The 24,906-nt window shown below is 61.8% G+C and carries 21 protein-coding genes; 6 read left to right on the top strand and 15 right to left on the bottom strand.

Translation table 11 applies throughout. The annotated features are described in order from the left end of the window. Positions 1-28 precede the first annotated feature (28 nt). Positions 29-1,234, bottom strand: coding sequence for a zinc metallochaperone GTPase ZigA (zigA, locus tag E0H22_RS05360; protein WP_233024619.1), 1,206 nt, complete (start codon positions 1,232-1,234; stop codon positions 29-31). A 209-nt stretch (positions 1,235-1,443) separates the two neighbouring features. Then, positions 1,444-1,908: an Lrp/AsnC family transcriptional regulator gene (locus E0H22_RS05355; protein WP_233024618.1), complete on the bottom strand. Its 465-nt coding sequence runs from the start codon at positions 1,906-1,908 to the stop codon at positions 1,444-1,446. 159 nt (positions 1,909-2,067) lie between these two features. On the opposite strand from E0H22_RS05355, the gene E0H22_RS05350 reads away from it, so the two are divergent. After that, a complete protein-coding gene (locus E0H22_RS05350) occupies positions 2,068-3,081 on the top strand; it encodes a 1-aminocyclopropane-1-carboxylate deaminase (protein WP_233024617.1) in 1,014 nt (337 codons plus the stop codon). 297 nt (positions 3,082-3,378) lie between these two features. Beyond that, positions 3,379-4,395, top strand: a complete 1,017-nt coding sequence (locus E0H22_RS05345; RefSeq protein ID WP_233024616.1) for an LLM class flavin-dependent oxidoreductase — start codon at positions 3,379-3,381, stop codon at positions 4,393-4,395. A 74-nt stretch (positions 4,396-4,469) separates the two neighbouring features. On the opposite strand, the gene E0H22_RS05340 is transcribed toward E0H22_RS05345, so the two are convergent. The 13 genes from E0H22_RS05340 to E0H22_RS05280 form a co-directional block, all read right to left on the bottom strand. Then, positions 4,470-5,831, bottom strand: a complete 1,362-nt coding sequence (locus E0H22_RS05340; RefSeq protein WP_233024615.1) for a carbohydrate porin — start codon at positions 5,829-5,831, stop codon at positions 4,470-4,472. Between the two features lie 5 nt (positions 5,832-5,836). Next, positions 5,837-6,868, bottom strand: coding sequence for a CorA family divalent cation transporter (locus E0H22_RS05335; RefSeq protein ID WP_233024614.1), 1,032 nt, complete (start codon positions 6,866-6,868; stop codon positions 5,837-5,839). Positions 6,869-7,199: 331 nt separating this feature from the next. Beyond that, entirely contained in the window at positions 7,200-8,828 is a 1,629-nt protein-coding gene (locus E0H22_RS05330; RefSeq protein WP_233024613.1) for an inorganic phosphate transporter, read from the bottom strand. A 119-nt stretch (positions 8,829-8,947) separates the two neighbouring features. Continuing rightward, positions 8,948-9,619 (bottom strand): hypothetical protein, encoded by a 672-nt coding sequence (locus tag E0H22_RS05325; RefSeq protein ID WP_233024612.1) that lies wholly within the window; start codon positions 9,617-9,619, stop codon positions 8,948-8,950. Between the two features lie 119 nt (positions 9,620-9,738). Further along, positions 9,739-10,008, bottom strand: coding sequence for a hypothetical protein (locus E0H22_RS05320; protein ID WP_233024611.1), 270 nt, complete (start codon positions 10,006-10,008; stop codon positions 9,739-9,741). A 181-nt stretch (positions 10,009-10,189) separates the two neighbouring features. Beyond that, positions 10,190-12,247: a hybrid sensor histidine kinase/response regulator gene (locus tag E0H22_RS05315; RefSeq protein WP_233024610.1), complete on the bottom strand. Its 2,058-nt coding sequence runs from the start codon at positions 12,245-12,247 to the stop codon at positions 10,190-10,192. Next, entirely contained in the window at positions 12,244-13,719 is a 1,476-nt protein-coding gene (locus E0H22_RS05310) for an ATPase domain-containing protein (protein ID WP_233024609.1), read from the bottom strand. Before E0H22_RS05310 ends, E0H22_RS05315 begins: the two co-directional genes overlap by 4 nt. Positions 13,720-13,812: 93 nt before the next feature. Then, positions 13,813-14,586 (bottom strand): thioesterase family protein, encoded by a 774-nt coding sequence (locus E0H22_RS05305; RefSeq protein ID WP_233024608.1) that lies wholly within the window; start codon positions 14,584-14,586, stop codon positions 13,813-13,815. A gap of 20 nt (positions 14,587-14,606) precedes the next feature. Further along, a complete protein-coding gene (locus E0H22_RS05300) occupies positions 14,607-15,575 on the bottom strand; it encodes an NAD(P)H-dependent flavin oxidoreductase (RefSeq protein WP_233024607.1) in 969 nt (322 codons plus the stop codon). Positions 15,576-15,725: 150 nt separating this feature from the next. Beyond that, positions 15,726-16,292, bottom strand: a complete 567-nt coding sequence (locus E0H22_RS05295) for a hypothetical protein (protein WP_233024606.1) — start codon at positions 16,290-16,292, stop codon at positions 15,726-15,728. A gap of 48 nt (positions 16,293-16,340) precedes the next feature. Continuing rightward, positions 16,341-16,922, bottom strand: coding sequence for a YqaA family protein (locus E0H22_RS05290; RefSeq protein WP_233024605.1), 582 nt, complete (start codon positions 16,920-16,922; stop codon positions 16,341-16,343). A 78-nt stretch (positions 16,923-17,000) separates the two neighbouring features. Then, positions 17,001-17,390, bottom strand: coding sequence for a phosphoribosyl-ATP diphosphatase (hisE, locus tag E0H22_RS05285; RefSeq protein WP_233024604.1), 390 nt, complete (start codon positions 17,388-17,390; stop codon positions 17,001-17,003). Positions 17,391-17,484: 94 nt separating this feature from the next. Then, positions 17,485-17,892, bottom strand: coding sequence for a hypothetical protein (locus tag E0H22_RS05280; protein WP_233024603.1), 408 nt, complete (start codon positions 17,890-17,892; stop codon positions 17,485-17,487). Positions 17,893-18,143: 251 nt separating this feature from the next. Between E0H22_RS05280 and E0H22_RS05275 the strand changes: the two genes are divergently transcribed. From E0H22_RS05275 to E0H22_RS05260, 4 genes are all read left to right on the top strand, one after another. Beyond that, complete coding sequence (locus E0H22_RS05275; protein WP_233024602.1) at positions 18,144-19,199, top strand: ABC transporter substrate-binding protein; 1,056 nt, start codon at positions 18,144-18,146, stop codon at positions 19,197-19,199. A gap of 151 nt (positions 19,200-19,350) precedes the next feature. Next, a complete protein-coding gene (locus E0H22_RS05270; protein WP_430715217.1) occupies positions 19,351-21,126 on the top strand; it encodes a glucan ABC transporter ATP-binding protein/ permease in 1,776 nt (591 codons plus the stop codon). A 299-nt stretch (positions 21,127-21,425) separates the two neighbouring features. Continuing rightward, positions 21,426-22,883 (top strand): D-alanyl-D-alanine carboxypeptidase family protein, encoded by a 1,458-nt coding sequence (locus E0H22_RS05265; RefSeq protein WP_430715216.1) that lies wholly within the window; start codon positions 21,426-21,428, stop codon positions 22,881-22,883. Positions 22,884-23,177: 294 nt separating this feature from the next. Next, positions 23,178-24,866: a long-chain fatty acid--CoA ligase gene (locus E0H22_RS05260; RefSeq protein ID WP_233024601.1), complete on the top strand. Its 1,689-nt coding sequence runs from the start codon at positions 23,178-23,180 to the stop codon at positions 24,864-24,866. Positions 24,867-24,906: the final 40 nt, after the last annotated feature.

Here is a 24,906-nt window from a genome sequence, read left to right as displayed (position 1 = left end):
GACGACGCTGCGCTCATCCGCCATACGTTTACGCCATCTCGTCTGCGCGCTTCCATTTCGGGAACGGATCAGGCAGCTTTGCCCAACTCGCAATCTCCATGCCGGGCTTCCCCTCGACGAGACATGCATCGAGGCGATTGCGCAGATCGGCCTCATTCATGCCGGTGCCAATGAAGACGATTTCCTGACGACGATCGCCATAGATATCGTTCCAGTTTTTCTTCAGCGCCTGCCGCCAATAGGGATCGTCCGGCCAGCGCTCAGCGGGAATATTGGCCCACCAGAAGCCCATGCCTTCGGTGCGAACGATGGCACCGGCCTGACTGAGTTCGCCGACCCATTGCGGTCGCGTGGCGAGCCAGAAATGCCCCTTGCAGCGGATCACCCCGGCCCAACTTTCGCGCAGAAACTTCTGGAATTTAACGGGATCGAACGGCCGACGCGCCCGATAGACGAAATGACCGACGCCGTATTCCTCCGTCTCTGGCACATGATCGGCAAAGCCATATAGCTCCTTATGCCAGAGCGGATGCTGTTGCGCCCGCTCGAAATCGAATAGCCCGGTATCGAGCACGCGATCGAACGGCACGTCGGCGAAATCGGCCTCGATGATCTCAGCCTCGGGGTTCAGCGCGCAGATGATCTTTCGTGCGCTGTCGCATTGCTCGGGCGTCGCGTCATTCACCTTGTTCAGCACGACAACATCTGCGAATTCGATCTGCTCGACGAGGAGATCGACCAGCGTGCGCTTATCGTTTTCAAGCGCCTCGCCGCGGTCCTGCAGGAAATCCGTTGAAGAATAATCTTTCAGGAGATTCACTGCATCGACCACGGTGACCATCGTATCAAGCCGTGCGATGTCCGAGAGGCTGTCGCCGTTCTCGTTGCGGAAATCGAAGGTGGCCGCCACTGGCAACGGCTCGGCGATGCCCGTGGATTCGATCAGCAAGTAGTCGTAGCGGCCGCTCTCTGCGAGCAAGCGGACTTCCTGCAGCAGATCGTCGCGCAGCGTGCAGCAGATGCAGCCATTGGTCATTTCCACCAGCTTCTCATCCGTCCGCGAAAGATTCGCACCGCCATCGCGAACTAGATCCGCATCGATGTTCACCTCGCTCATGTCGTTGACGATGACCGCCACTTTCAGTCCGTGGCGGTTGTTCAGGATGTGATTCAGCAAAGTGGTCTTGCCAGCCCCGAGGAAGCCGGACAGCACGGTGACGGGGAGTTTGCGCATCGTGATCGAATAGTTCCTGGAGGGACAGGGAACGGCGGGACACAGGTGACAACTTAAAGGCTCCGCCATTTGTTATGTTATAACATTACGATTTGAATGCACGGACTGTCAAGCCAGTGAGGGTCCCGGCCTGATGGCCGGCTCGTTCGATTTGCGGGGCTTAAGAGTCGCCGGAATTAAAGACGATGGATTTCGCTCGCTCGCGCGGATCACAATTCCAGCGGAGCGTTGTCGACGACCTCCTTCATGACGAAGAAAGTCCGCGTCTGCCGCACCCCGGGCAGCGCGATCAACTGGTCGCCGTGGATCCGGTTGAAGTCTGCCATGTCGCCGACCCTGATCTTCAGGAAGTAGTCGAAGTCGCCGGCAACCAGATGGCAATCGAGAATGAACTTCAGTTTCGCAACGGCTTTTTCAAAGGTCGCGAAACTTTCCGGCGTCGAGCGGTCGAGAACCACGCCGACCATGACCAGCGCGCCCTTGCGGACCTTACTGGGGGCGATCATCGCCCGGACGGACTTGATGTAGCCTTCGTCGAACAGCGCCTGCGTCCGCCGGTGGCAGGTCGCCGGGCTAACGCCCACCGCCTGCGCCAGATCCGCATTTGATAGCCGGCCATTGCCCTGCAGCAGGCGCAGGATTTTGAGATCGGTTCGGTCGAGCTCAAAGGACATGAAAGAATCTTTCGATATTTGTCAATCAAACTACTACTTACGCCATCTTATAGATATAATGTTGCGATTATATCAGATAAATCCACAAACTTTGAGAGCACCTTTCTCACGTAAAATGCGAGTATTCAGCACATCGCAACGACTTGAGAGACGCCCAAAATGCTGGAGAAATTCACACGTTACCCGCTGACCTTCGGGCCAACGCATATTGAGAAGATGAACCGCCTCACCGCACATCTCGGTGGCAAAGTCGAACTCTATGCCAAGCGCGATGACTGCAACTCCGGTCTGGCCTTTGGCGGCAACAAGTTGCGCAAACTCGAATACATCATCCCCGATGCGATCGCCTCCAACGCCGATACGCTGGTGTCCATCGGCGGTGTGCAGTCGAACCACACGCGCATGGTCGCGGCCGTCGCCGCGAAGATCGGCATGAAGTGCCGGCTCGTCCAGGAAAGCTGGGTCCCTCACGAGGATGCTGTCTATGACCGGGTTGGCAACATCCTTCTCAGCCGGGTGATGGGCGCCGACGTCCAGATGGTCGATGAAGGCTTTGATATCGGCATCCGCGAAAGCTGGGAGCAAGCCATCGAGGACGTGAAGGCCAAAGGCGGCAAGCCCTACGCGATCCCAGCGGGCGCATCCGTGCACAAATATGGCGGCCTCGGCTATGTCGGCTTCGCCGAGGAAGTCCGTGCGCAGGAGAAAGAGCTCGGCTTCGCGTTCGACTATATCGTCGTCTGCACTGTCACCGGCTCGACCCATGCCGGCATGCTGGTGGGATTCGCCAAGGATGGCCGTGAGCGCAAGGTGATCGGCATCGACGCATCGTTTACACCGATTCAGACCAAGGCGCAGGTGCTCGAGATCGCCCGCAACACCGCGAAGCTAGTCGAGCTCGGCAAGGAGATTGTCGAGGACGATGTGGTTCTCGTCGAGGACTATGCCTATCCGGTCTATGGCGTTCCCTCGGAAGAGACCAAAGATGCCATCCGCCTCTGCGCACGCCTGGAAGGCATGATCACCGACCCGGTTTACGAGGGGAAGTCCATGCAAGGCATGATCGATCTCGTGAAAAAGGGCTACTTCCCGGAGGGCTCCAAGGTACTTTATGCCCATCTCGGCGGTGCACCGGCGCTCAACGGCTACGGCTATACGTTCCGTAACGGTTAGAAGCCGTGACCGGGAACGACGACGCTAGGCAATCAACGCTGAGCTGCGATCTCGTCTCTCTGGCACTCTACGGCGCGTATGTTCCAGAGTGGAAGCACAGCGTGATTCCACTCTGGAGATGTGCGCTGGAAGCCGCGACAGCGACCGCCGCGCTTCTAGCGATCATGTGCCTGTTTCCGCTGCTGACCTGATTCGGCATCCTCGCCGCATGGCTGAACTGCGCGAACGATACGTTCTACCCCGTCTGGTAATCGCCGGGATGCGCACTTAGATCGAGGGCGCATCCGGAGTTTGCCCATGACAGCCCTTTCTATCCTCGATCTCGTCCGCGTCACCGAAGACACCGACGCGCGGGGCGCGCTCGATAATTCGAGGGATCTGGCCGGCCATGCCGAGCAATGGGGTTATCGTCGCTTCTGGGTGGCCGAACATCACAACATGATCGGCGTCGCGAGCGCGGCAACCTCTGTGGTGATCGGCCATATCGCAGCGGGCACCAGGACCATCCGGGTCGGTGCCGGCGGCATCATGCTGCCGAACCATGCGCCCATCGTCATCGCCGAGCAGTTCGGCACGCTGGAGCGCCTGTTTCCGGGCCGCATCGATCTCGGCCTCGGCCGTGCACCGGGGACCGACCAGATGACCATGCGCGCGCTGCGCCGCTCGCTGCAGAATTCAGACAATTTTCCGCAGGACATTCAGGAGCTGCAGGCCTATTTCGCGGCTGCCGCCCCGGGCCAGCGACTGCAGGCCGTTCCCGCTGCTGGCACCAACGTCCCGCTATGGATTCTCGGCTCCAGCAATTACGGCGCCCAGCTCGCTGCCGTGCTCGGGCTGCCCTACGCTTTCGCCTCGCATTTCGCGCCTGAAATGCTGCTGCAGGCGCTCGACATCTATCGCACCCATTTCGAACCGTCGGAGCAACTTGCCAAACCCCATACGATGGTCGGCGTAAACATCATTGCCGCCGATACCGATGCCGAAGCGAAGCGGCTGTGGACCACGCAGCAAATGTCGTTCACCAACATGTTCCGTGGCACCCGTGGCCTCAGCCAGCCGCCCATCGACGATATCGAGACCTATTGGTCGCCAGCCGAGAAGATGCAGGCGATGGGCATGCTGCGCCGTTCGATCATCGGCTCAAAAGAAACCGTCCGCGTCGGCATTGCCGCCCTTATCGCAGAGACGAAGGCGGACGAACTGATGATCGTCTCTGACGTCTATGATCACGCCAGGCGCCTGAAGTCTTACGAGATGATCGCCGAGGCCGCATCGGATCTCGCCGATGCCGTAGGGCGGATCAGCGCAGCGTAATCCGCCGCTGTCGCCCGCAACAAGAATTCAGCCGGCGGATTACGGCTTCGCCTGATCCCCCCCTAGGTTTCACGTCAAAACGTGATCGTCGTGCGAACGCCAAACACGGCAGCATCCCCGATGCGCCGGGTCTGGGTCGGATCGTTCGGACTGACCGCGCCGCCACCAGGATGAATTACATATTGAAACACCGGCTGCACTGCGACGCCCGGTGCGGCCATGGCGACATAGGTCGCCTCGAACACCGCTTCGAAATCCCGGATCGGTGTTGCGACTCCCGTGAAGCGCTGGATATCGCGGTCGAGGCCGCGCGCGCCGTCGGAGATGCGTGCATACGTCATGGCGATACCGAAGCGATCGTCCGGGCGCGCGGCCGAGAAGCCGGAGACCTGGATGCCGCCATCGAAATAGAAGCTGACCAGATTGCGATCCGACGGGCTGATGGAAGCACGCATGAAGAACCCGATCCCCTTGCCGGGATCGAAAGCGCTGGAGGCGAGGCGCTGCTCGTAAACGGCAAACACGCCGCGATTGGTCCGGCGCATCGCCGGTTCGCCGGTGCCGAGGGGATCGGCCTGGGACAAGCCCTGCGCCGTCCAGCGCTCGTCGTCGAATTCGTCGAAATGAAACCAGCCGCCGGCTGCGATCGATCCCGGCAGCCCTAATGCACCGAGTCGATAGCTGTATTTCAACTGCCCGATCAGCCAGGGGGGATCGTTGACGCGGAATGCCAGACCATTGGCATTGGTGATCTGCGGATCGTCGGGTCCCGGCGCACCGGCGCTGCCGTTGAACACCGCGAGATAGGCCGTGATTGCGTCCGACAATTGCGCCTTCACCCGCACACCTGGCACGGCCAGCGGCGGCGACGGCCCGCCGGCCGGCAGGATCACCCCGGTGATGCCGGGCCAGCCGAGCGCGGAGTTGACGAAGATGTCATCATATTTGCTGTCGATGAATTCGGTATCCGACGGCTGCTGGCCGACCTTCACTTGCAGTCGGCCATCGAACAACGACTGCTCGATCCAGAATTCATAGAGCCGGGTCGACGGCAAAGCCTCGATGCCGCTGACCAGCATGAGATTGCCGATATAGTCGCGCGACAGGCCGGGTCCGTGAATCTGGAACGCATTGGCATGGAAGGTGGCACCCCGCCACCCCATTGCCCTTTCCAGATCGACATCGATGCCGACATCGAGTCGGCCTTCATAAACCGCGCCACGCCGGATTCCCCCCGAGGCATTGCCGAGCACTTCGCCGACATAGGTCGCCGACAACGCCACACCCCATTGATCGAGCCGTTCATTGAGCGCCTTCAACCCGCCATCGCGCCAATCTCCACCCTGAGCTGAGGACGGCGGCATGAACGCGAGGATGACAAATGCCACGAGCGCCATAGACGCGCGGACCGCCCAGCACCGGATGACGCCGATCATGACGCCTACCTGATGATCCCGATGCGCTTCATCACGAAATAAGCGAATGCCGACGAAAGCAGGATCAACAGCAGCGCCCAGAGAAAACCGGTCTCGGTATCGACGAAGGGCAGGCCCTTGACGTTCATGCCGAACAATCCAGTCATCAGTGTCGGCGGCAGCAGCAAGGCAGTGAGCACCGAGAGAACGCGAAGGCTCTCGTTGCCGGTTTCTGCGATCTGCAGGTGCAGTTCTTCCTGCAGCAAGCGACTGCGCTCGCGCAGTTCGATAATGATGCGGTCGAGGCCGTCGAGTCGCTGCGCCAGTTCGCCGGCACGCAGTTGCAAGGCTGGCTTGAGATCCGCTGGTCCGTTCTGCTCGAAGCGCTGGAATACGAGGCGCAAACCGCCGAGCTGGCGATGCAGACGAACGCAGGTCCGCCGCAGTGGCCCGAGCTTCTGCAGCATGTGGCGCGACTCGCCGGACACCACCTGCTCTTCGATCTCGTCGAGAGCGCGTGAGATCTTGTCGATCATCCCATCCATGGTGTCGGCGACGTTCTCGATGATGGTCTCGAACAGCGCGGCCATGCTGTCGACTCGCATGCCGGCTTCGAGCGAACGGCGCGTTGCATCGACGGCGCAAAGTGCATGATGACGGCCGCTGATCAGGAGATGTTCCGTCATGACAAAGCGCAGATAGCCAGTATCGTCGTCGGCATCGTCGATGTCACGGAGCAGATCCGAAATCACACCGTAGATGCAATCATCGGCCGTGTGCAGCTGCTGATAGCTATCCTTGGACAGCAGCAGGGCGCGCGCCTGTTCCGGCGCCCGCCAGGGTGCTTGCGCCAGCCATTGCAGTGCGCGCGTATCGGCGAGATTGAAATGGACCCACAACACGCCGTCACGGGTCACATCGATCGTCCGTTCGATCGGCAACGCCTCAGGACGACCGTCCGCATGGATTCGGAACGCCCATACCAAGCCGGGTATGACATCTTCGGACGGCAATACAGAACCGCCAATGACATTACCTGTCGCATCTTCAACCGGCATCGCGCATCGATCATCACCGGGCCAAGGCGCCGGAGCGACATTTCTCAATCGTTGCTCTTGCATGACGCTTGCCTGCGTTCGCCCCTCGCGTAACTGAATGTCCGCCACCGGCGCGACGATCCGATGCTCACATTGTTGACTGGAATATCGATGCTGCCGAACTCGTCCACAGCCGTCGTCGTCATGTCGGCGATGACCTCACCACGGAACGAAACGAAATCGGGAACGGCGCTTCAATGGGCTCGACATTCCCGCATTTCGTTTCTTTCCACGCGGTTTCGGGAAGAACAAAAGACAGCACAAGCGTGGCGCCTTAGGTGCTCAACCTCGTTCAGAAGATGCTGGCAAAGACGAAGTACAATGCCGCCGACAGCGCGATCGCACAGGGCAGCGTCAACACCCAGGCCATCAGCAGATTACGGATGGTCGCCATCTGCAAGCCCGAGCCATTCGCAGCCATGGTGCCGGCAACACCCGACGACAACACATGGGTGGTCGAAACCGGCAGACCGAAAATATCCGCAGCACCGATGGTGCCGGCGGCAACGAGTTCCGCCGAGGCACCTTGCGCATAGGTCAGATGGGTCTTGCCAATTTTCTCGCCGACGGTGACGACGATACGTTTCCAGCCCACCATGGTGCCGAGGCCGAGCGCGATAGCGACGGCGATCTTCACCCAGTCCGGAATGAACTTGGTCGCCGCATCCAGCGAACCCTTGTACGCATTGAGAGTTGCGATCTCGTCCTTGCTGAGGTCGTTTTCCTTGTCCTTCATCAGGAAGCGGATCGCTTCCGATGCGAGATACATATCGTTGCGGGTATTGCCGACCTTCTCGGCCGGCACCTTGTCGAGAGAGCCATAGGTGCGGACCTGATTGCCCACATCCTTCACCAGCACGGACAGCGCCGGATAGGTGCCTTCGCTGATCTTGCGGGCCGCGACATACTGGGTCACGACCGGACGCGGATCGCCGATGATGCTGTGGCCGGCGCCCTTCGCTGCAATGACGTTCGATGCTGCTACCGAGGTTTTCTGGAACTGCTCGATGCGCGATTCCGGCAGAGCGCGGTTCAGCGCATAGGCGGTCGGCACGGTGCCGATCAGCACCAGCATGATCAGGCCCATGCCTTTCTGGCCGTCATTCGAACCATGTGCGAAGGAAACGCCGGTGCAGGTGGCGATCAGGATGCCGCGAATCCACAGCGGCGGCGCCTTGGCTCCATCCGGCGCTTCGTACAGAGCCTTGTTGCGCACGAGAAATTTGAGCACCAGCAGCAGGATCGCCGCGCAGACAAAGCCGAACAGCGGCGACAGCAGCAGCGCGTAACCGATTTCGGTCGCCTTGGTCCAGTCGACGCCCGAGGTGCCGTCGCGACCGCGCATCAGCGCATTGGCAATGCCGACGCCGATGATCGAACCGATCAACGTATGCGAGGACGAGGCGGGCAGGCCGAGCCACCAGGTGCCCAGATTCCAGATGATCGCCGCGATCAAGAGCGCAAACACCATGGCGAAACCGGCAGATGAGCCAACCTGCAGGATTAGCTCCACCGGCAGCAGCGAGACGATGCCGAAGGCCACCGCGCCCGACGAAAACAGCACGCCGAGGAAATTGAACAGCCCCGACCACATCACCGCGATCTCGGGCTTCAGCGAATGGGTGTAGATCACGGTCGCCACCGCGTTCGCAGTGTCGTGGAATCCGTTCACGAATTCGAAGCCGAGCGCGATCATCAGCGCAACGAACAGCAGGAAATAGGGCAGGTAGCTGGTGACACGCGTGCCGGTCGCAGCGACGTCCGCGTAAATGCTGTAGGCGACGAACAGCACGCCCCCGGCCAGCACCGCGAAGAACAAGATCATGGTGAGCGGGTTGAAACCCTTGTCGAGATTGGGCCGCGACGCCGGCTCGATCGGCCTGGCTCCTGAAATATTCTGGTTAAGGGTAAAATCGGTCATGCAACGCCCCTGCGGTTAACAGGCGTTAATTTCTGCATGCCCAGTGCGAAGCGCGGATGACACCCGCGACAATATGTCAACGTCGCTGCGTAGTGGCGAAAATGGTAATTTGGTAGAGATCAGATCGCCGCGGCGACCTTTTCCAATCCGATGATCCGGGCCAATGCGCGGACCTCGCGCTTCTGGTCTTCGCGCAACTGGAATAACAGCGGCATGGCCGCCGACTTCAACTGCTGAACTTCGGCGCTCTCGGGATCGATAGGCGGCGCATTGCCTGCAGCCGGCTTGTTGTCATGCATCTTTCTGGCGATGGCGCGCAGGGCGAGCTCGATATCCGGCCAATAGGCTTCCTGCGACGGTGTCAGGTTGAGTCGTCCCTTGATCGCCGAAATCTGGGCATCGCTGAGCAGCGTGTAATTCTTCTGGCCGTTGTTCTTGGCAGTCACCTTTGGCCGCGCAGCCGGCTGCGGCACCACCACCGGCGGCAAGGCGGTCGAATTCCGCGGTAGTTCGATCAGACCGTCATTGGCGAAGGCCTGGCGCAGCTGGCCGGCAGGCGGGTTACTCTCCGCAGGCTCGAACGAAGCCATCATCGCGGCCGGCGGCAGCCGGTCTGTCTTGCCCTCGCGATTGGCAACAGGGCCGCGCGACACAGGGATTGAGCTTTGGGTCACATGGGACGAGCCCGACGACGGCAGCATCGGCACGCTGTCGCCACCGAGAATGCTGGCCACCGCGACGCCGGTCAGCAGCAGGCAGCCCAGGGCCAGAAAGATCAGCGCGCGTGTCAAGCCAGTCTCCGTTTGCGATAGCCCCCTGGGATCTCCAAGGACATCCCCAGACCATCCTCCTCACAAATGGAGATTAATTAAGGCCTAACCATACCACGTGAAAACAGCACGCGCAGATCTCAGGCGGCGTGTGACAGGATGCTGTACTTGTCCATCAGGAAATAAGCCTCCTGGATGTCCGAAACGATCTCCGAGGCTTCCCAAAGCGCGTCAGGCGTCACCTGCTGCATGCTGATGGTCCAATTGGCCCCCTGGCCGAGGCGCGGCGTCGAAATCACCTCGAACCGGATATCGCGGCAAAGGAAATTGCGGCCAAAGGCAAGGGCGACACGCGCGCGGATTTCGTCGAGAGTGGCCGGCGTCCGGGGAAGACGGATGTCACTATTCATAATCGGTCCCGCAATGGGTCGAATCGGCTGTTCCTGATCGTGCGTTAACGCCGGTTAGCGAAACGTTAATCTGCTGCAATTGCAAAAGCGGGACGGAGCAGGATCCAGGCTGGCAATGGCATGCAGCATCGTCGCGCGAAACCGGCGTCCAATGTCTCATTGATAGTACTTAGATCGAAACTCACCCCAGCAGCTGTTCGAGCCGATCTCTCAGCTGCGCCTGATGATAGGGTTTTGCCAGACGCGGCAGATCGAGCTGGACGCCTTCCGGCAGGTCCGCATAACCGGTCGCAAGCAGGATCGGGAGCCGCGGCCGCACCTCGCGGGACCGTGCCGCGAGCTCGATCCCGGTCATGCCGGGCATCATGTGATCGGTCATCATCAGGTCGAGCGGCTGCGCGCTGTGCAAGATATCCAGCGCATCGCGGCCACAACTGGCGGGGATCACCTTGTGCCCGAGATCTTCCAGCATCTCCGCCGCAGACATGGCGATCAGTGGATCGTCATCGACGAATAGGATGATGGCTGAACGTACTTCCTGTCGTTCCGGCTCGATCTCATCGACAACAACCGGCGCAGCACTGGTCGCCGGCAGGATCAGTGTCGCTGTCGTCCCCTGCCCGACCGTGCTGGTGAGTTCGAGCGTGCCGCCAAGCTGTTCGGCGAGACCGTGCACCATCGACAGGCCCAGACCCGTGCCTTTACCGATGGGCTTGGTGGAGAAGAACGGCTCGATGGCCTTCTTCAGGGTCTCCGGGGACATGCCCTCGCCATCGTCGATGATCGAGACTTTGAGATAGTCACCCGCCTTCAATGTTCCGGCATGCTTTTCGATGCGATGACTGGAGAGCTTGATCGCGATGGCGCCGCCATCATGCATGGCGTCGCGGGCATTGATGACGAGATTGAGGATGGCAAGCTCGAGCTGATTGGCATCGATCCGTGCCTGAGGCAGCCCGTCGGGAATATCGAAACTCAGCACGATGCGCGGGCCGAGCGAGCGGTCGAGCAGGTCGCTCATACCCCGCACCAGCGCCCCGAGATCCACCGCTTCCGTGCGAAGATCCTGCTGGCGCGCAAAGGCGAGCAGACGTTGCGTCAGTGAGGCGCCGCGTTCAGCGCCCTGCATGGCGCCATCGAGCAGTCGCTGGAGCCTGGAATCGTCGGGCATGCGCTTGCGCAGCAGTTCGAGATTGCCCATCACCGCCATCAGCAAGTTATTGAAGTCGTGCGCCACACCGCCGGTAAGCTGGCCGATGATCTCCATCTTCTGCGCCTGGCGTAATTGCTCCTGCGCGCGTTCGCGGGCGGCAGACTCCTTAAGGAGGTCAGCTGTGCGTTGCTCGACCCGCTCTTCGAGCGTGGCCGTCAGTTCGGCAAGCGTGGAGCGTTCGTATGTAAGTTGGTCGAACAATTTATCTCGTTCGATATCGGCGTTCTTCCGCGCGGTGATATCCACGGAAACGCCGACCAGCGTTTTCGGCGCACCATTCAGCCCGCGCACGATGCGCGCGCGCGTCTCTACCCAGTGCACCGTCCCATCGGCCCAGACATTGCGATACTCCACATTGTAGTCGACGCCAGTCGTCAGCGTCGCATCGAGTGCGTTCTGGCGCTGCGCTCGATCGTCCGGATGCACCGAGGCCTGTAGATCGGCAAACGTAAAGACCTCGTCCGGCCTGCGGCCAAAACAGGCCTTGGTCGTTTCCGAGACCTCGAGCCGCATGTCCGGCAGATGTAGTTCGAACGCCCCTAGCCGACCGGCATCGAGCGCGGTTTGCAAGAGCGCCTGGCTGTCACTGAGGTCTTCGAGAATGGTCCGCGTCTGATACTGGCGACGGCGCGCGCGCACGGCAGAACCCACAACACTGACCAAAGTCGTCGGATGGAACGGCCGTTCGAGGAACGTGATATTCCCGAACACCTGACGCAACCGCGTCGCATCGGGATTTCGCTCAGGGCCGCCGCCATGGCGCGTCAACAACACGATAGGAAAATCCGACCAGACAGGCTGATTGTGAAGCCAGCGATCGAGGTGGCGCAGATCGGCCGTCTTAATCGCTTCATCCGCGATCACGGCGCAGCCGGCACCGCCTTCAACCTCCTGCACGAGGTGATCAAAGTCTTCGCAAACGGTTGCAAAGTACCCGGCTTCCAGAATCAAATTCTCGGCCACCGCTGCATCACGGCCGGTCGGCGCCAGAATGACGGCACGTTCGGAAAATGGTCCTGGCCTCACGACTTGCTTCCATCCAGCATCGGCGTCGCGCCGGCGTAACTCGGCACGCCACGCAATACGCCCTGAAACGCCTTCAGCGGGTCGCCAACGGTGAGACCGCGTTCATCGATCCGATATTCCCGAATGGTCGTCTCATGCATGCCGGTGCGCTTCTTCACCACGGAAACCGCACGATGTACGGCGCCGAAAGCCTCGAAATAGCGCAGCAAGATGACCGTATCGGCGAGATAGGTGACGTCCACCGGCGCCTTCATGTCGCCGACGAGACCATGCTGTGCGACCGTCAGGAAGGTCGCTGCGCCGCGCCGGTTCAGATACTGCAGCAACTCGTGCATATGGAGCACGAGCCAATTTTCCTGCGGCATCGCGGCCTGATAGCCATTGAGACTGTCGATCACCACTGTCTTGATATCCTGCTCATCGACATGCTTGCGGACGCGATGGGCGAATTCACCCGGAGACAATTCCGTTGCGTCGACCTGCTCGATGACCAATTGCTCATTGTCACGCAAGGCAACGAGATCGATGCCGATCTTCTTCATGCGGTCCAACAGCAGGCCGACTTCCTCGTCGAAGATGAAGATCGCGGCTTTCTCACCCCGCCTGATTGCAGCCAGCACATTCACAATCGCGATCAGCGACTTACCGGTGCCCGACGGCCCCAGGATCAGGGTGCTCGACCCGCTTTCGATGCCGCCGCCGAGCAAGGCATCGAAAGCGGCAACGCCCGTCGATCGAGCGGCACGGTCCTGTCCGATGCGATGCTCCAATGCCACGAGGCGCGGAAACACGTTCAGCCCGCCGGTGGTGATGGAGGCATCGTGATAGCCGCCGCGGAATTGGGATCCGCGATATTTGGTGACACGGATACGCCGCCGCTCAGCGCCATAATCCGGCGCCAGCTCCTCGAGCCGCAGCACACCGTGGGCGATACTATGGACGGTGTGATCGGTAATATCCGCCGTGAGATCGTCGAGCATCATCACGGTGGCGGCATAGCGTCCGAAGTAATGCTTGATGGCGAGGATCTGGCGGCGATAGCGCAGCGAGCTTTGCGCGAGCAGACGGATTTCTGACAGGCTGTCGAGCACGAGACGCGTCGGCTTGTGGCGCTCCACGGCCTCGAAGATCCGCCGCGTAGTCTCGCCGAGTTCGAGATCTGACGAATAGAGCAGGCTCTGCCGTTGGTCGTCGTCCAGCAGGCTCTCCGGCGGCAACAGCTCAAACACGTCGATGTGGTCACCGATCGTCCAACCGTGGGACAATGCGCCATCGCGCAGCTCCTGCTCGGATTCCGACATGGTGATGTAGAGACCCTTCTCGCCGGTTCGCGCACCTTCGAGCAGGAATTGCAGCGCCACGGTGGTCTTCCCGGTCCCCGGAGCCCCTTCGAGGAGAAATATATGTCCCCTGGACAGACCACCGGAGAGAACGTCGTCCAGCCCCCAGATACCTGTCTTGGCCTTGTCCATCGCCACATTCCGTCCGTCACTAAAGGAATATCAACCCGGCGGGCGAAACCGGGTTCCATCATCGGCATGGAATGGTCGGATCATGTGCGAACGTCAACGCCGTTCGATGACCAGGCTCTGTACTGCGCGGCCGAAATAGCCATTCGCATCGGCCAGCTTGGAGGCAGCCAGCCCGGCGCCGTCAGGACCGACCCAGGTCTCTGAATCCAGCAAGATCCAGTCGCCCACCGGCGGCCGCGCAAGGCTGACGGTCAGATCGGCATTCATGAACATCCAGTCCTTGAAGTTCAGCACCGAGGACGAACCGTTGCTGAAATCGGACGCGATGACTGCGCGCATCGCCTGCGAAATCGGCTGGCCTTCGACGACGGCGCGGTTGGCACGATACCAAATCGCGCCGGGACCGAGCTTGCGAAAGCCGCCATGCACGACACGGATGCTGACCCCCGTGACGAAAGCGCTGCTGTGATCGCTCGGCTCGGTCAGGCCAGGTGCGTCGGGAAGCGGCACGGTGACCGGCGCGTCCCTGATCTCCGCCGGGAGCGTCTGCGCTTCGACACGCATCTTCAGCACTGTCGCATTGGTGACCAGAGTGCCGTTCGAGAGCAGGCGAATGCCGACGAGCTGGATCTTGCGACCTTCGCGCAGCACCTCGATCTCATAGGTGAGTGGCGCCACCGGCACCGGTCGCATCAGATCGATGGTGACACGCGTCACTGCCATTGGCGATGCCGTCGGCAGCTGCTCGGCGAGCCACGTCACCAGCGCTGACGGCGCCGAGCCGTGCTGCATGTGCGGATTCCACGGCCCTGCCGCATGCGGGCTTGTGACGACACGATTGCCGTCGATACGATAGATGGCGTCCATGAGATGCGCGTCCAACCCGTTCACAGTGGCGGGTCGATTGCTTCGTCATATTCCTTCTTGAAGCGCGCAACGAGTTCGGCCACGGGCACGACCTGCTTGACGCTGCCGATGCCCTGACCGCTGCCCCAGATCTCCTTCCACGCTTTCGGCTTCTGGCGTTCGCCATTGGCGTCGGTGCCGAAATTCATCTTGGAGGGATCGGAGACCGGCAGGTTGTCCGGGTCCATGCCGGCGGCGACGATGGACGGCTTCAGATAGTTGCCGTGCACGCCGGTAAAGAGATTCGAATAGACGATATCCTCGGCCGCCGAGGACGCCACCATATCCTTGTAGCCCTGCACCGCATTGGCCTCCTCGGTCGCGATGAAGGCCGAGCCGATATAGGCGAAGTCGGCACCGAGCACCCGCGCGGCCTTGATGGCGCGACCATTGCCGATGGCGCCCGACAGCGCGATCGGGCCATCGAACCAGGCCCGGGTCTCAGCGACGAAAGCGAGCGGCGAGATTTCGCCGGCATGACCGCCGGCACCGGCCGCGACGAGAATCAAACCATCGGCCCCCTTCTCGATGGCCTTGTGAGCGAAGCGCTGGTTGATGACGTCGTGGAAGACGATGCCGCCCCAGCCATGGGCCGCCTGGTTGAGTTCTTCGCGTGCGCCGAGCGAGGTGATGATCATCGGCACCTTGTGCTTCTCGCACAGCGCCAGATCCTGCTCGAGGCGGTTGTTGGACTTGTGAACGATCTGATTGACCGCAAAAGGCGCCGACGGGCGATCCGGATTCGCTTTGTCGTGGGCGGCGAGCTCTTCCTTGATCCGATGCAGCCATTCGTCGAGCAGCGCTGCCGGACGCGCGTTCAAGGCGGGAAACGAACCGACGATACCGGCCTTGCACTGCGCGATGACGAGATCAGGCCCCGAGATGATGAACAGCGGGGAGCCGATCACGGGCAGCGACAGGCGGTTTTTGAACAAAGCCGGCATGGACATTGGGGAGAATTCCTCGAGGTCGTTTCTTATGAAAGCGGCCCGCAAAACGGGCCTGTGATGCACCGCAAACATGCCAGAAACGCCGTGCGGATGGCAATTGCGTTGCGGCAATACAGCGGCAGGCTTGCGGCACCGTGTGGCGGAATATTCCTACTGGCAGACGGCCTGGGTCACGTAATTGTCCGTCCGGCAATCCCCCTCTTCGGGCTTGCGGCCGGGGATCATCACCTTGGCCGAGCAGGTCTGGGCCGCATCGGTATCGAGGCTCTTGCCTTCCTTGTAGCCCTTGCTCTGGCAAAGCTTGTCGGACGCCGCCTTGCAATCCGGCGCCCCATTGGCGGCGACGGGACAGATCACCCGGCCTTTCACCACCGTATTGAGGCTGCCCGAGCCGAGGGACGGCAACGACCAGGACGGAACGAGCGACGGCGTATCCTTGAACAGCTTGTTGATCTCGTTGAAAAGACCGGGATTTTCCCGCTCCACCGGTGCAGGTGGCGGGGCCTGCTGGGCCATCGGGGCCGGCGTTAGGGCAGCCGGAGGCGGCGGTGCCTGGGTGGCCGGTGCCGGAGCGACCTGGATGACGATGGATTTCTGCTGCGGGACGGTCTGCTGCTGCATCGCCTGCGGCCACGCCGCCGTCGGCAATACAGCCAGCGTCGTCACGATAGCGACGACACGCAAATCAGACCGCAACGGATTCGCAGGCTCGGACATGTCTGGAAACGTACTCCGGCACCCTTGCCGGGGAAAGTCCATTGGCGGTTAGAACAAACGGAAAGCGATGATGAAGCCGATGACGACGAGACCGACCGCGAGGCCGACCCAGAGGCCGAGGCGCTTCTCGATGGTTTCGCGGATCCAGACGCCGTAACGGTTCATCAGGATCGCGACCACATAAAAGCGCGCGCCGCGGGCGATCAGCGAGAGGATGATGAACATCCAGATATTATAGTTGGCGAAGCCCGAGGTGATGGTCACCAGCTTGTAGGGGATCGGCGTCAGCCCCTTCAGCAGGATGATCCAGGCGCCATACTCGGCATAGCCGGCACGGAAGGCTTCGACCTTGTCGCCATAGCCGTAGAAATGGATCACCCATTGGCCGACGCTGTCATAGAGCAAATGGCCGATCAGATAACCGACCACGCCGCCAGCGACTGATGTCAGCGTACAGATGCCGGCATAGAGCCAGGCTTTGTTCGGCCGGGCCAGCGCCATCGGGATCAACATCACATCCGGCGGCACGGGAAAGAACGAACTTTCCGCGAATGAGACGATGCCGAGAATCCAGACGGCATAGGGCTTGTGAGCGGCGTCGATGCACCAATCATACATTCGTCTGAGCATGGCCCGCGATGAACCATCCCGACGACGATTTGTCCATGCCTGAATGGTGACGATATCGCGACAGGATCGCGCGCGGGATCAGACCAGTTTGCGGATTCGATCTTCCAGCGCGTCAATCGGTCGCCGGCTGTTGCTGCGCGTTTTTGCTGCCTTGGGCCGCTTCGGCAGCTTCTCGGCAATCCCCATCATGCGTTCGCGACGCGCCATCTCGAACCAGATCTGCTCGGGACGTACACCGGCCGCAGCCCACAGGACCGTCAGATTGTAGAGCAGGTCGGCGCTTTCCCGGATCACCGCATCGGGCCGGCGGGCCACCGCGTCGATGACGACCTCGATGGCTTCCTCGGCGAGCTTCTTCGCCATCTTGTCCGGACCCTGCTGAAACAGCCGGGCCGTGCGCGATGTCGCAGGGTCGAGATCCCTGGCCGCGAGCACCGCCTGATAGAGCCGGTCGAGCGAATCACTCATGCAGCGACACTAGCACCAGGCGATAACGGTGACGTTAACGCGACATCGCCGGCCGCATCATGCGACCGGCGATGCCGAGTTCTGTAGCGGTTCGCTACCAAGTCATGCGGCGCGAATTGTCGTAGCCGTAACCGCCGCCATAGCCACGATACGGGCCGCCATAATAGCCGGGGCCGCTGTAATAGACCGGGCCACCGCCATAATAGCCGTAGCTGTCATAATAGCGCGGACCGCTATTGGCTGCGGCAATCGCGCCGATGGTCCCCACAATGGCACCGAAAGCCGCGAGGCCGGCTGCGTTGCCGCCGCCGCGATAGTGCCGGCGCCGTGCGCTGAAGTCGGTCGCATCGCTGGAGCCGTGATGCGCGGTTGCCTTGGCAGGCGTATTATTCGCTGGCGCAGCAAACGCGCCGGTCGGCGCGACGGCCGACATCGACATGGCAGTGACGGCGGCCAAGGCGACCGCCCGGCCGGTATTCTTGACTGAACGACGTCCAAACATCTGAATGCCCTCCGTGGTCTTTGGCCCTGCGGGCCGCTGCATCATCAACCACGCTGCGCATTTTGGGTTCCCTCACCCCAATGGAAGCTGAACGACAGGTGGCCAAATCGGGGCACTCACCTCCCATTCATGTTGTGAAGCGCAGTTTTGAGGCGCAAGATGTCGCAGCCCGGCGCCTTCAATCGACCATACCGGGCGGATGAATTACGTCTCTGCCTTGCTCCTTCTGCCTTGCTTACTTGCATATGCCGATGCCCAAGCCCTCACCTCTCATCTCCCGCAGGACTATCATTCAGGGGATAGGTGCGCTCGGCGTCACGGCTTTTCACGCACCTTTCGTCCACGCGACCGATGAGGCGACGGCGGCCCCCATCCAATTTACCCTCGACCGTCCCATCGATGCGATCGCAGCACCCTTCGTGCTGGCCGCCAGTCGCGGTCTCTATCGAGCCGAAAACCTCAATGTCGCCCTGCAGGTCGCCACCGGCTCCAAGGACACGATCACCCGCGTCGCGACGGGTACGACCGACATGGCCGTCGCCGACTTCAATGCGCTGATCCGTTATCGCGCCGATCCGGATTCCCTGCCGATCAAGGCCGCCTTCGTGCTGCTCAACCGCACGCCCTATGCCGTGGTTGCGCGCAAGAGCCGTGGCGTAATTTCGCTCGGCAGTCTCGAGGGCCGGACGCTTGGCGTGGCCGAAGGCGATCTCGCGATCCGGCTGTGGCCGGCGCTCGCAAAGCGAAACGGCATCAACGCATCCGCGGTGAAGCAGGAGAAGATCAGCCCGGCGGTGCGCGAACCGATGCTGTCCGCCGGCCAGGTCGACGCAGTCACCGGCTTCTCCTATCTCTCCGCCGTCAACCTGCGTGACCGCGGCATACCCGCCGACGATCTCGCTGTGTTTCGCTTCGCCGAGTTCGGCTGTGCCGCCTACGGCCTCGCGGTGATCGTCAATCCGAAAGTCGCGGCGGCTCGGCGCGATACGGTGAAGCGCTTCGTGCGCGCCGTCACCGAAGGCGTGCGTCTGACCATCCGCCAGCCGGACAAGGCGATCGACGAGGTGATGACGCAGATGGATGGCGGCACGCGCGAGCTCGAACTGGCCCGGCTGAAGATCGCCATCGGCGATAACATTCTCACCGACGACGTGAAACGCGACGGCTTCGGCGGCATCGACGCCGGGCGTTTCGAGGCCTCACTCGACGCGATCGCGCAGGATGTTGCGCTCCGCAAGCGACCGGTAGCCGCGGATGTGTTTGATGCGGCGTTTCTCCCGGATGCGGATGGGCGCAAGGTGAATTGAAATAGCTCAGTTTGTCATCGCCCGGCTTGACCGGGCGATCCAGTCAACACCGCCGCCTATGATCATCGCTAACTTTGGTGTCTACTGGCTCGCCCGCTTTCGCGGGTGATGACAAGAGTAGATTCATTCCACAGGCCGGTGCTCAATCTCCATGATCAAACTCTACATCCGCGTGCTGGACCTCCTCGGCAAGGAGAAGCGCCTCGCCTGGCTTCTGGCGGTCGCCAACCTGCTGCTGGCCGGTGCGCAATTTGCCGAACCGGTGCTGTTCGGCCGCATCATCGATGTGCTGACCAGGACGCCGTCACCGGGCCCAGCGGAGGCGACGGCGACCTCGCCATGGCCGCTCTTGGGCGCCTGGGTCGGCTTCGGCCTGTTCACGATCCTGTGCGGCGCCATTGTCGCGCTACATGCGGATCGCCTCGCGCATCGCCAGCGCCAGGCAGTGCTCACCGATTATTTCGAACATATCATGCAGCTGCCGCTGACTTTCCACACCGGCACCCATTCCGGCCGCCTGATGAAAGTGATGCTGGCCGGCACCGACGCATTGTGGCGCGTCTGGCTCGGCTTCTTCCGCGAACACTTTGCATCCATCGTCTCGCTGTTCATCCTGCTGCCGCTCTCGGTCTATCTGAACTGGCGGCTTGCCGCCTTGCTGATGATCCTTTGTGTGGTGTTCACCATCCTTACGACGTTGGTGGTGCGCAAGACATCGGGCATGCAGACCGAGGTCGAGGAGCACTACGGCGATCTGTCGGCACGCGCATCGGACTCGCTCAGCAATGTCGCGCTGGTGCAGAGCTTTACCCGTATCGAGGCCGAAGTCTCCAGCCTGCGCGGCGTCTCCGGCCAATTGCTCGCGGCGCAGATGCCGGTGCTGTCGTGGTGGGCGATCGTCTCGGTGATGACGCGCGCGTCGACCACCATCACCGTGCTGGCGATCTTCACCGTCGGCATCGCTCTGCATCAGCAGGGGCTCACGACTGTCGGCGAGATCGTGATGTTCGTCTCCTTCGCCACCATGCTGATCCAGCGGCTCGAGCAGGTCGTCGCTTTCATCAACAGCGTGTTCATGGAAGCGCCGCGCCTGCGTGAATTCATGAATGTGCTCGATGCCGTGCCGGCGGTGCGCGACCGTATCGATGCCATCGACCCTGGCCGGGTGCAGGGCCTCGTTGAGTTCAAGGACGTGTCGTTCTCCTATGACGGTAAGCGCCCGGCAATTGCGGATGTGTCGTTCACGGCGACGCCCGGCCAGACCATTGCGCTGGTCGGCTCCACCGGCGCCGGCAAATCGACGGCCATCGCGCTGCTGCATCGCGCCTTCGATCCACAATCCGGCATCATCTCCATCGATGGCATGGATGTGCGCGCGCTGACGCTATCGGGCCTGCGCCGAAACATCGGCGTCGTGTTCCAGGAAGCACTGCTCTTCAACCGCTCGATCGCGGAAAACCTGCGCGTCGGCAAGCCCGATGCCACCGACGAGGAATTGCGTGTTGCCGCCGAGCGCGCCCAGGCCCTCGACTTCATCACCCGCAGCGATCACGGTTTCGACACCAATGCCGGCGAACGCGGGCGCATGCTGTCCGGCGGCGAGCGCCAGCGCCTCTCCATCGCGCGGGCACTGCTGAAGGATCCGCCGATCCTGATTCTTGACGAGGCGACTTCGGCGCTGGATGCGGTGACCGAGGCAAAACTCAATCTCGCTCTCGATGAAGTGATGAAGGGTCGCACGACTTTCGTGATCGCCCATCGTCTCTCCACCATCCGCGACGCCACGCGCATCCTCGTCTTCGAACACGGCCGCGTGACCGAAGCGGGAACTTTCGATGAACTGGTGGCGAAAGGCGGCTATTTCGCGAAACTCGCCGAGGCGCAGTTCATGGTGCAGGAACAGGCAAAGGCCGAGGCGGGGATGTGAGCCGCCAAACCAGTCTTGTCGTCGCCCGGCTTGACCGGTCGATCCAGTAAACTCTGACAGCGGTGTCTACGGGGGCGCCCGATCAAGTCCGGTGACGACAACCCGGGACACTGCCGAACTTTGGCCCACTTCCTCACGGATTTAATCCACTCGCCACTGTTCTGATGCGCTCGGCCGGTATAGGTTTGCTGTCATCACTGCGTGACGGCCCACTGATTTTCGAACGTCCCTCACCTTCCCATTGCTGCGCGCGGTGCTCGAAGCACGGCAGGCGGGCCGCCAAGGACCGGAACCGGATAGTGCAGTTTCCCTCCGTATCGCTTCGCCTGTCCCTGACATCTGTCGCCGCTGCCGCGACGCTGGCCGTTGCCGCTCTCGCGCCGCAGGTTGCGCGCGCCGAAGCCACGCTGGTGATCGAGGCCGACACGGGCAAGGTGCTGCAGGCGGAGAACGCCACCTTTCCGTGGCATCCCGCATCGGTCACCAAGATCATGACCGCCTATGTGACGCTGAAGGCGGTGAAGGAAGGACGCCTCCGCCTCGACACGGTCCTCACGGTGTCGCCGGAGGCGGCCGGCCAGTCGCCCTCCAAGATGGGCTTCAAGGCGGGCACCCAGGTGACCGTCGAGAACGCGCTGACCATGATGATGGTGAAGTCGGCCAACGACATGGCCGCCGTGCTCGCCGAAGGCGTCGGCGGCTCCATCGACGGCTTCTCCGCGATGATGAATTCCAACGCGCAGCGGCTCGGCATGACGCAGACCCATTACGTCAACCCGAACGGTCTGCCTGCCGACGAACAGGTGACCTCGGCGCGCGATCTCGCCATCCTCGCCCGCGCCGTGATCCGCGACCTGCCGGAATACGAATATTTCATGCATATCCCAGCGATGAAATTCGGCCGTCGCATCACCCCGAACTACAACAAGCTGATCGGCCGCTATCCCGGCGCCGATGGATTCAAGACCGGCTTCATCTGCGCGTCCGGTTATAATCTCGTCGCCTCCGCCACGCGCAACAACAAGCGGCTGATTGCCGTCGTGCTCGGCTCGACGTCCGGACATGCCCGCGCCGTCAAGGCGGCGCAGCTGCTGGAAGCCGGCTTCGGCAACGGCAGTGGCGGCCTGACCTGGCTGAAGCCGGCGCTCGGTACGGTTGACGCGATGCCTCCCATTGACGCCGCACCGCCGAACCTGCGCGACGAAATGTGCGGACCGAAACGCAAGCGCCAGGGCCCCATGAGCGACGAGGATGCGGTGGCGAGCAGCGAGGCCAGCAGCTCCGCCGCGCTGTCGTTCTTTGCCGGCGGATTGCAGCCGCCGACGCTGCGCCCCGAAGACATGATCGCCGCGGCCGCCGCACCGGTCGAACCCGTCATCGTGTATACCGGACCGAAGAAGACCGGCGCCGAGCTGATCGCCGCCAATGCGGCGGAAGAAGCCCGGCAGACGCCGAAGGCCAAGCCCAAGAAGGGCACCAAGACCGCGGCGAAGAAACCGGATGCCGCCGAGAAGAAGGACGCCAAGGCGACCGCCGAGGCGAAGCCGGCAGCCAAGCCCGCCGCCCCGAAGCACGCAGCAGCCAAGCCCGATGCCGCCGCCAAGCCGGCGGCGAAGCCCGATGCGGCAAAACCGGCTGCAGCCGCCAAGCCCGCCGCCAAACCGGCCACGGCCGCCAGCGCACCCACCAAACCGAAGCCGGCCAAGCCCGCCACCACCGGTGAAGCCAAGCCCGCTGCGACAACACCGCGCAGTTAGACAGTAGGGCTAAACAGCTCAGTCCCTCATGGTGAGGAGCGCGCACAGCGCGCGTCTCGAGCCATGAATTTGCCGGGCTCCGAGCGCTTCGCCATCCTTCGAGACGCGCGCTATGCGCGCTCCTCAGGATGAGGGCAGTGTTTTTGGCTGACCGCGACCTTCGTAGCGCCAACCTTAACCAATCCCATGCGTTGATCCCCGGCACCGCCGCATGCTGCGTGCGACGTGGCTTGCCTTGGCCGCGCGATCTGCTCAATACTCCGCGCAACGAACAAACTTCCGAGGGGGAATGACATGGAGCGCATCTGGCTCAAGCACTATCCGGCCGGCGTCCCTGCCGATATCGACATCGGCCAGTATCCATCGCTGGTGGCCTTGCTGGAAGAAAGCTTCGCGAAGTTTCGCGACCGCAAGGCTTTCATCTGCATGGACAAGGCCATCACCTATCGCGACCTCGACGAACATTCGCTGGCGCTCGGCGCCTATCTGCAGAGCAAGGGCCTCGCCAAGGGCGCTCGCGTCGCGCTGATGATGCCCAACGTGCTGCAATATCCCGTCGCCACCTGCGCCGTGCTGCGCGCGGGCTATGCCGCCGTCAACGTCAATCCGCTCTACACGCCGCGCGAACTCGAACACCAGCTCAAGGATAGCGGCGCCGAAGCCATCATCGTGCTGGAGAATTTCGCCTCCGTCGTGCAGCAGGTGATCGCCAAGACGCAGGTGAAACATGTGATCGTTGCCAGCATGGGCGACATGCTCGGCTTCAAGGGCGTGATCGTGAATCTGGTGGTTCGCCGCGTGAAGAAAATGGTGCCGGCTTTCAGCCTGCCGGGCGCCGTCGCGTTCAACGATGCGGTCTCGGCCGGCCGCAGCATGACACTGAAGAAGCCGACACTCGGCCCGGACGACGTCGCCTTCCTGCAATATACGGGCGGCACCACCGGTCTCTCCAAGGGCGCCACGCTGCTCCATCGCAACGTGATCGCCAACATGCTGCAAAACGACGCATGGCTGCAGCCGGCGCTCCGCAGGCCGCCGAAACTGGACCAGTTGTTCATCGTCTGCGCGTTGCCGTTGTATCACATCTTCGCGCTGACGGCCTGCTTCCTGCTCGCGGTGCGCGCCGGTGGCGTCAATCTGCTGATCCCCAATCCGCGCGACATGGCCGGCTTCATCAAGGAGCTGAAGAAATATCAGGTCAACAGCTTCCCGGCCGTCAACACGCTCTATAACGGATTGCTGAATGCGCCGGGCTTCGACGAAGTGGATTTCTCCAAGCTGAAGATTTCCAACGGCGGCGGCATGGCGGTGCAGAAGGCGGTCGCCGAGAAGTGGCAGAAAGCGACGGGCTGCCTGATCGCCGAAGGTTACGGCCTGTCGGAAACGGCGCCGGTGCTGACCTGTAATCCGCCTGACATCGACAGCTTCACCGGCACCATCGGTCTGCCGGTGCCATCGACCTATCTCTCGATCCGCGATGACGACGGCAATGAAGTGCCGCTCGGTCAACCCGGCGAGATCTGCGCCAAGGGCCCGCAAGTGATGGCCGGCTACTGGAACCGGCCGGACGAAACCGCCAAGGTGATGACCGCCGACGGCTATTTCCGCACCGGCGATATCGGCATCATGGATGCCGAGGGCTTCACCAAGATCGTCGACCGCAAGAAGGACATGGTGCTGGTGTCCGGATTCAACGTCTATCCGAACGAGGTCGAGGACGTGATCGCCAGCCATCCCGGCGTGCTGGAATGCGCCGTGATCGGCGTCCCCGACGCGAAGACGACGGAGGCGGTGAAGGCCTTCGTGGTGAAGAAGGATCCGAACGTCACGGCGGAGGACATCATCAAGTTCTGCAGCACCCAGCTCACCAACTACAAGGTACCGAAGCAGATCGAATTCCGCGACGCCTTGCCGAAGACCAATGTCGGCAAGATTCTCCGCCGCGAACTCCGCGACGAGAAGAAGCAGGAAGCTGCGGCTTGAGGATCATGTAGGGTGGGCAAAGGCGCTCTTGCGCCACGCC

Source organism: Rhodopseudomonas boonkerdii (assembly GCF_021184025.1).
GTDB classification, from domain to species: Bacteria; Pseudomonadota; Alphaproteobacteria; order Rhizobiales; family Xanthobacteraceae; genus Tardiphaga; species Tardiphaga boonkerdii.
This window is presented reverse-complemented; position numbering and strand designations above follow the sequence as displayed.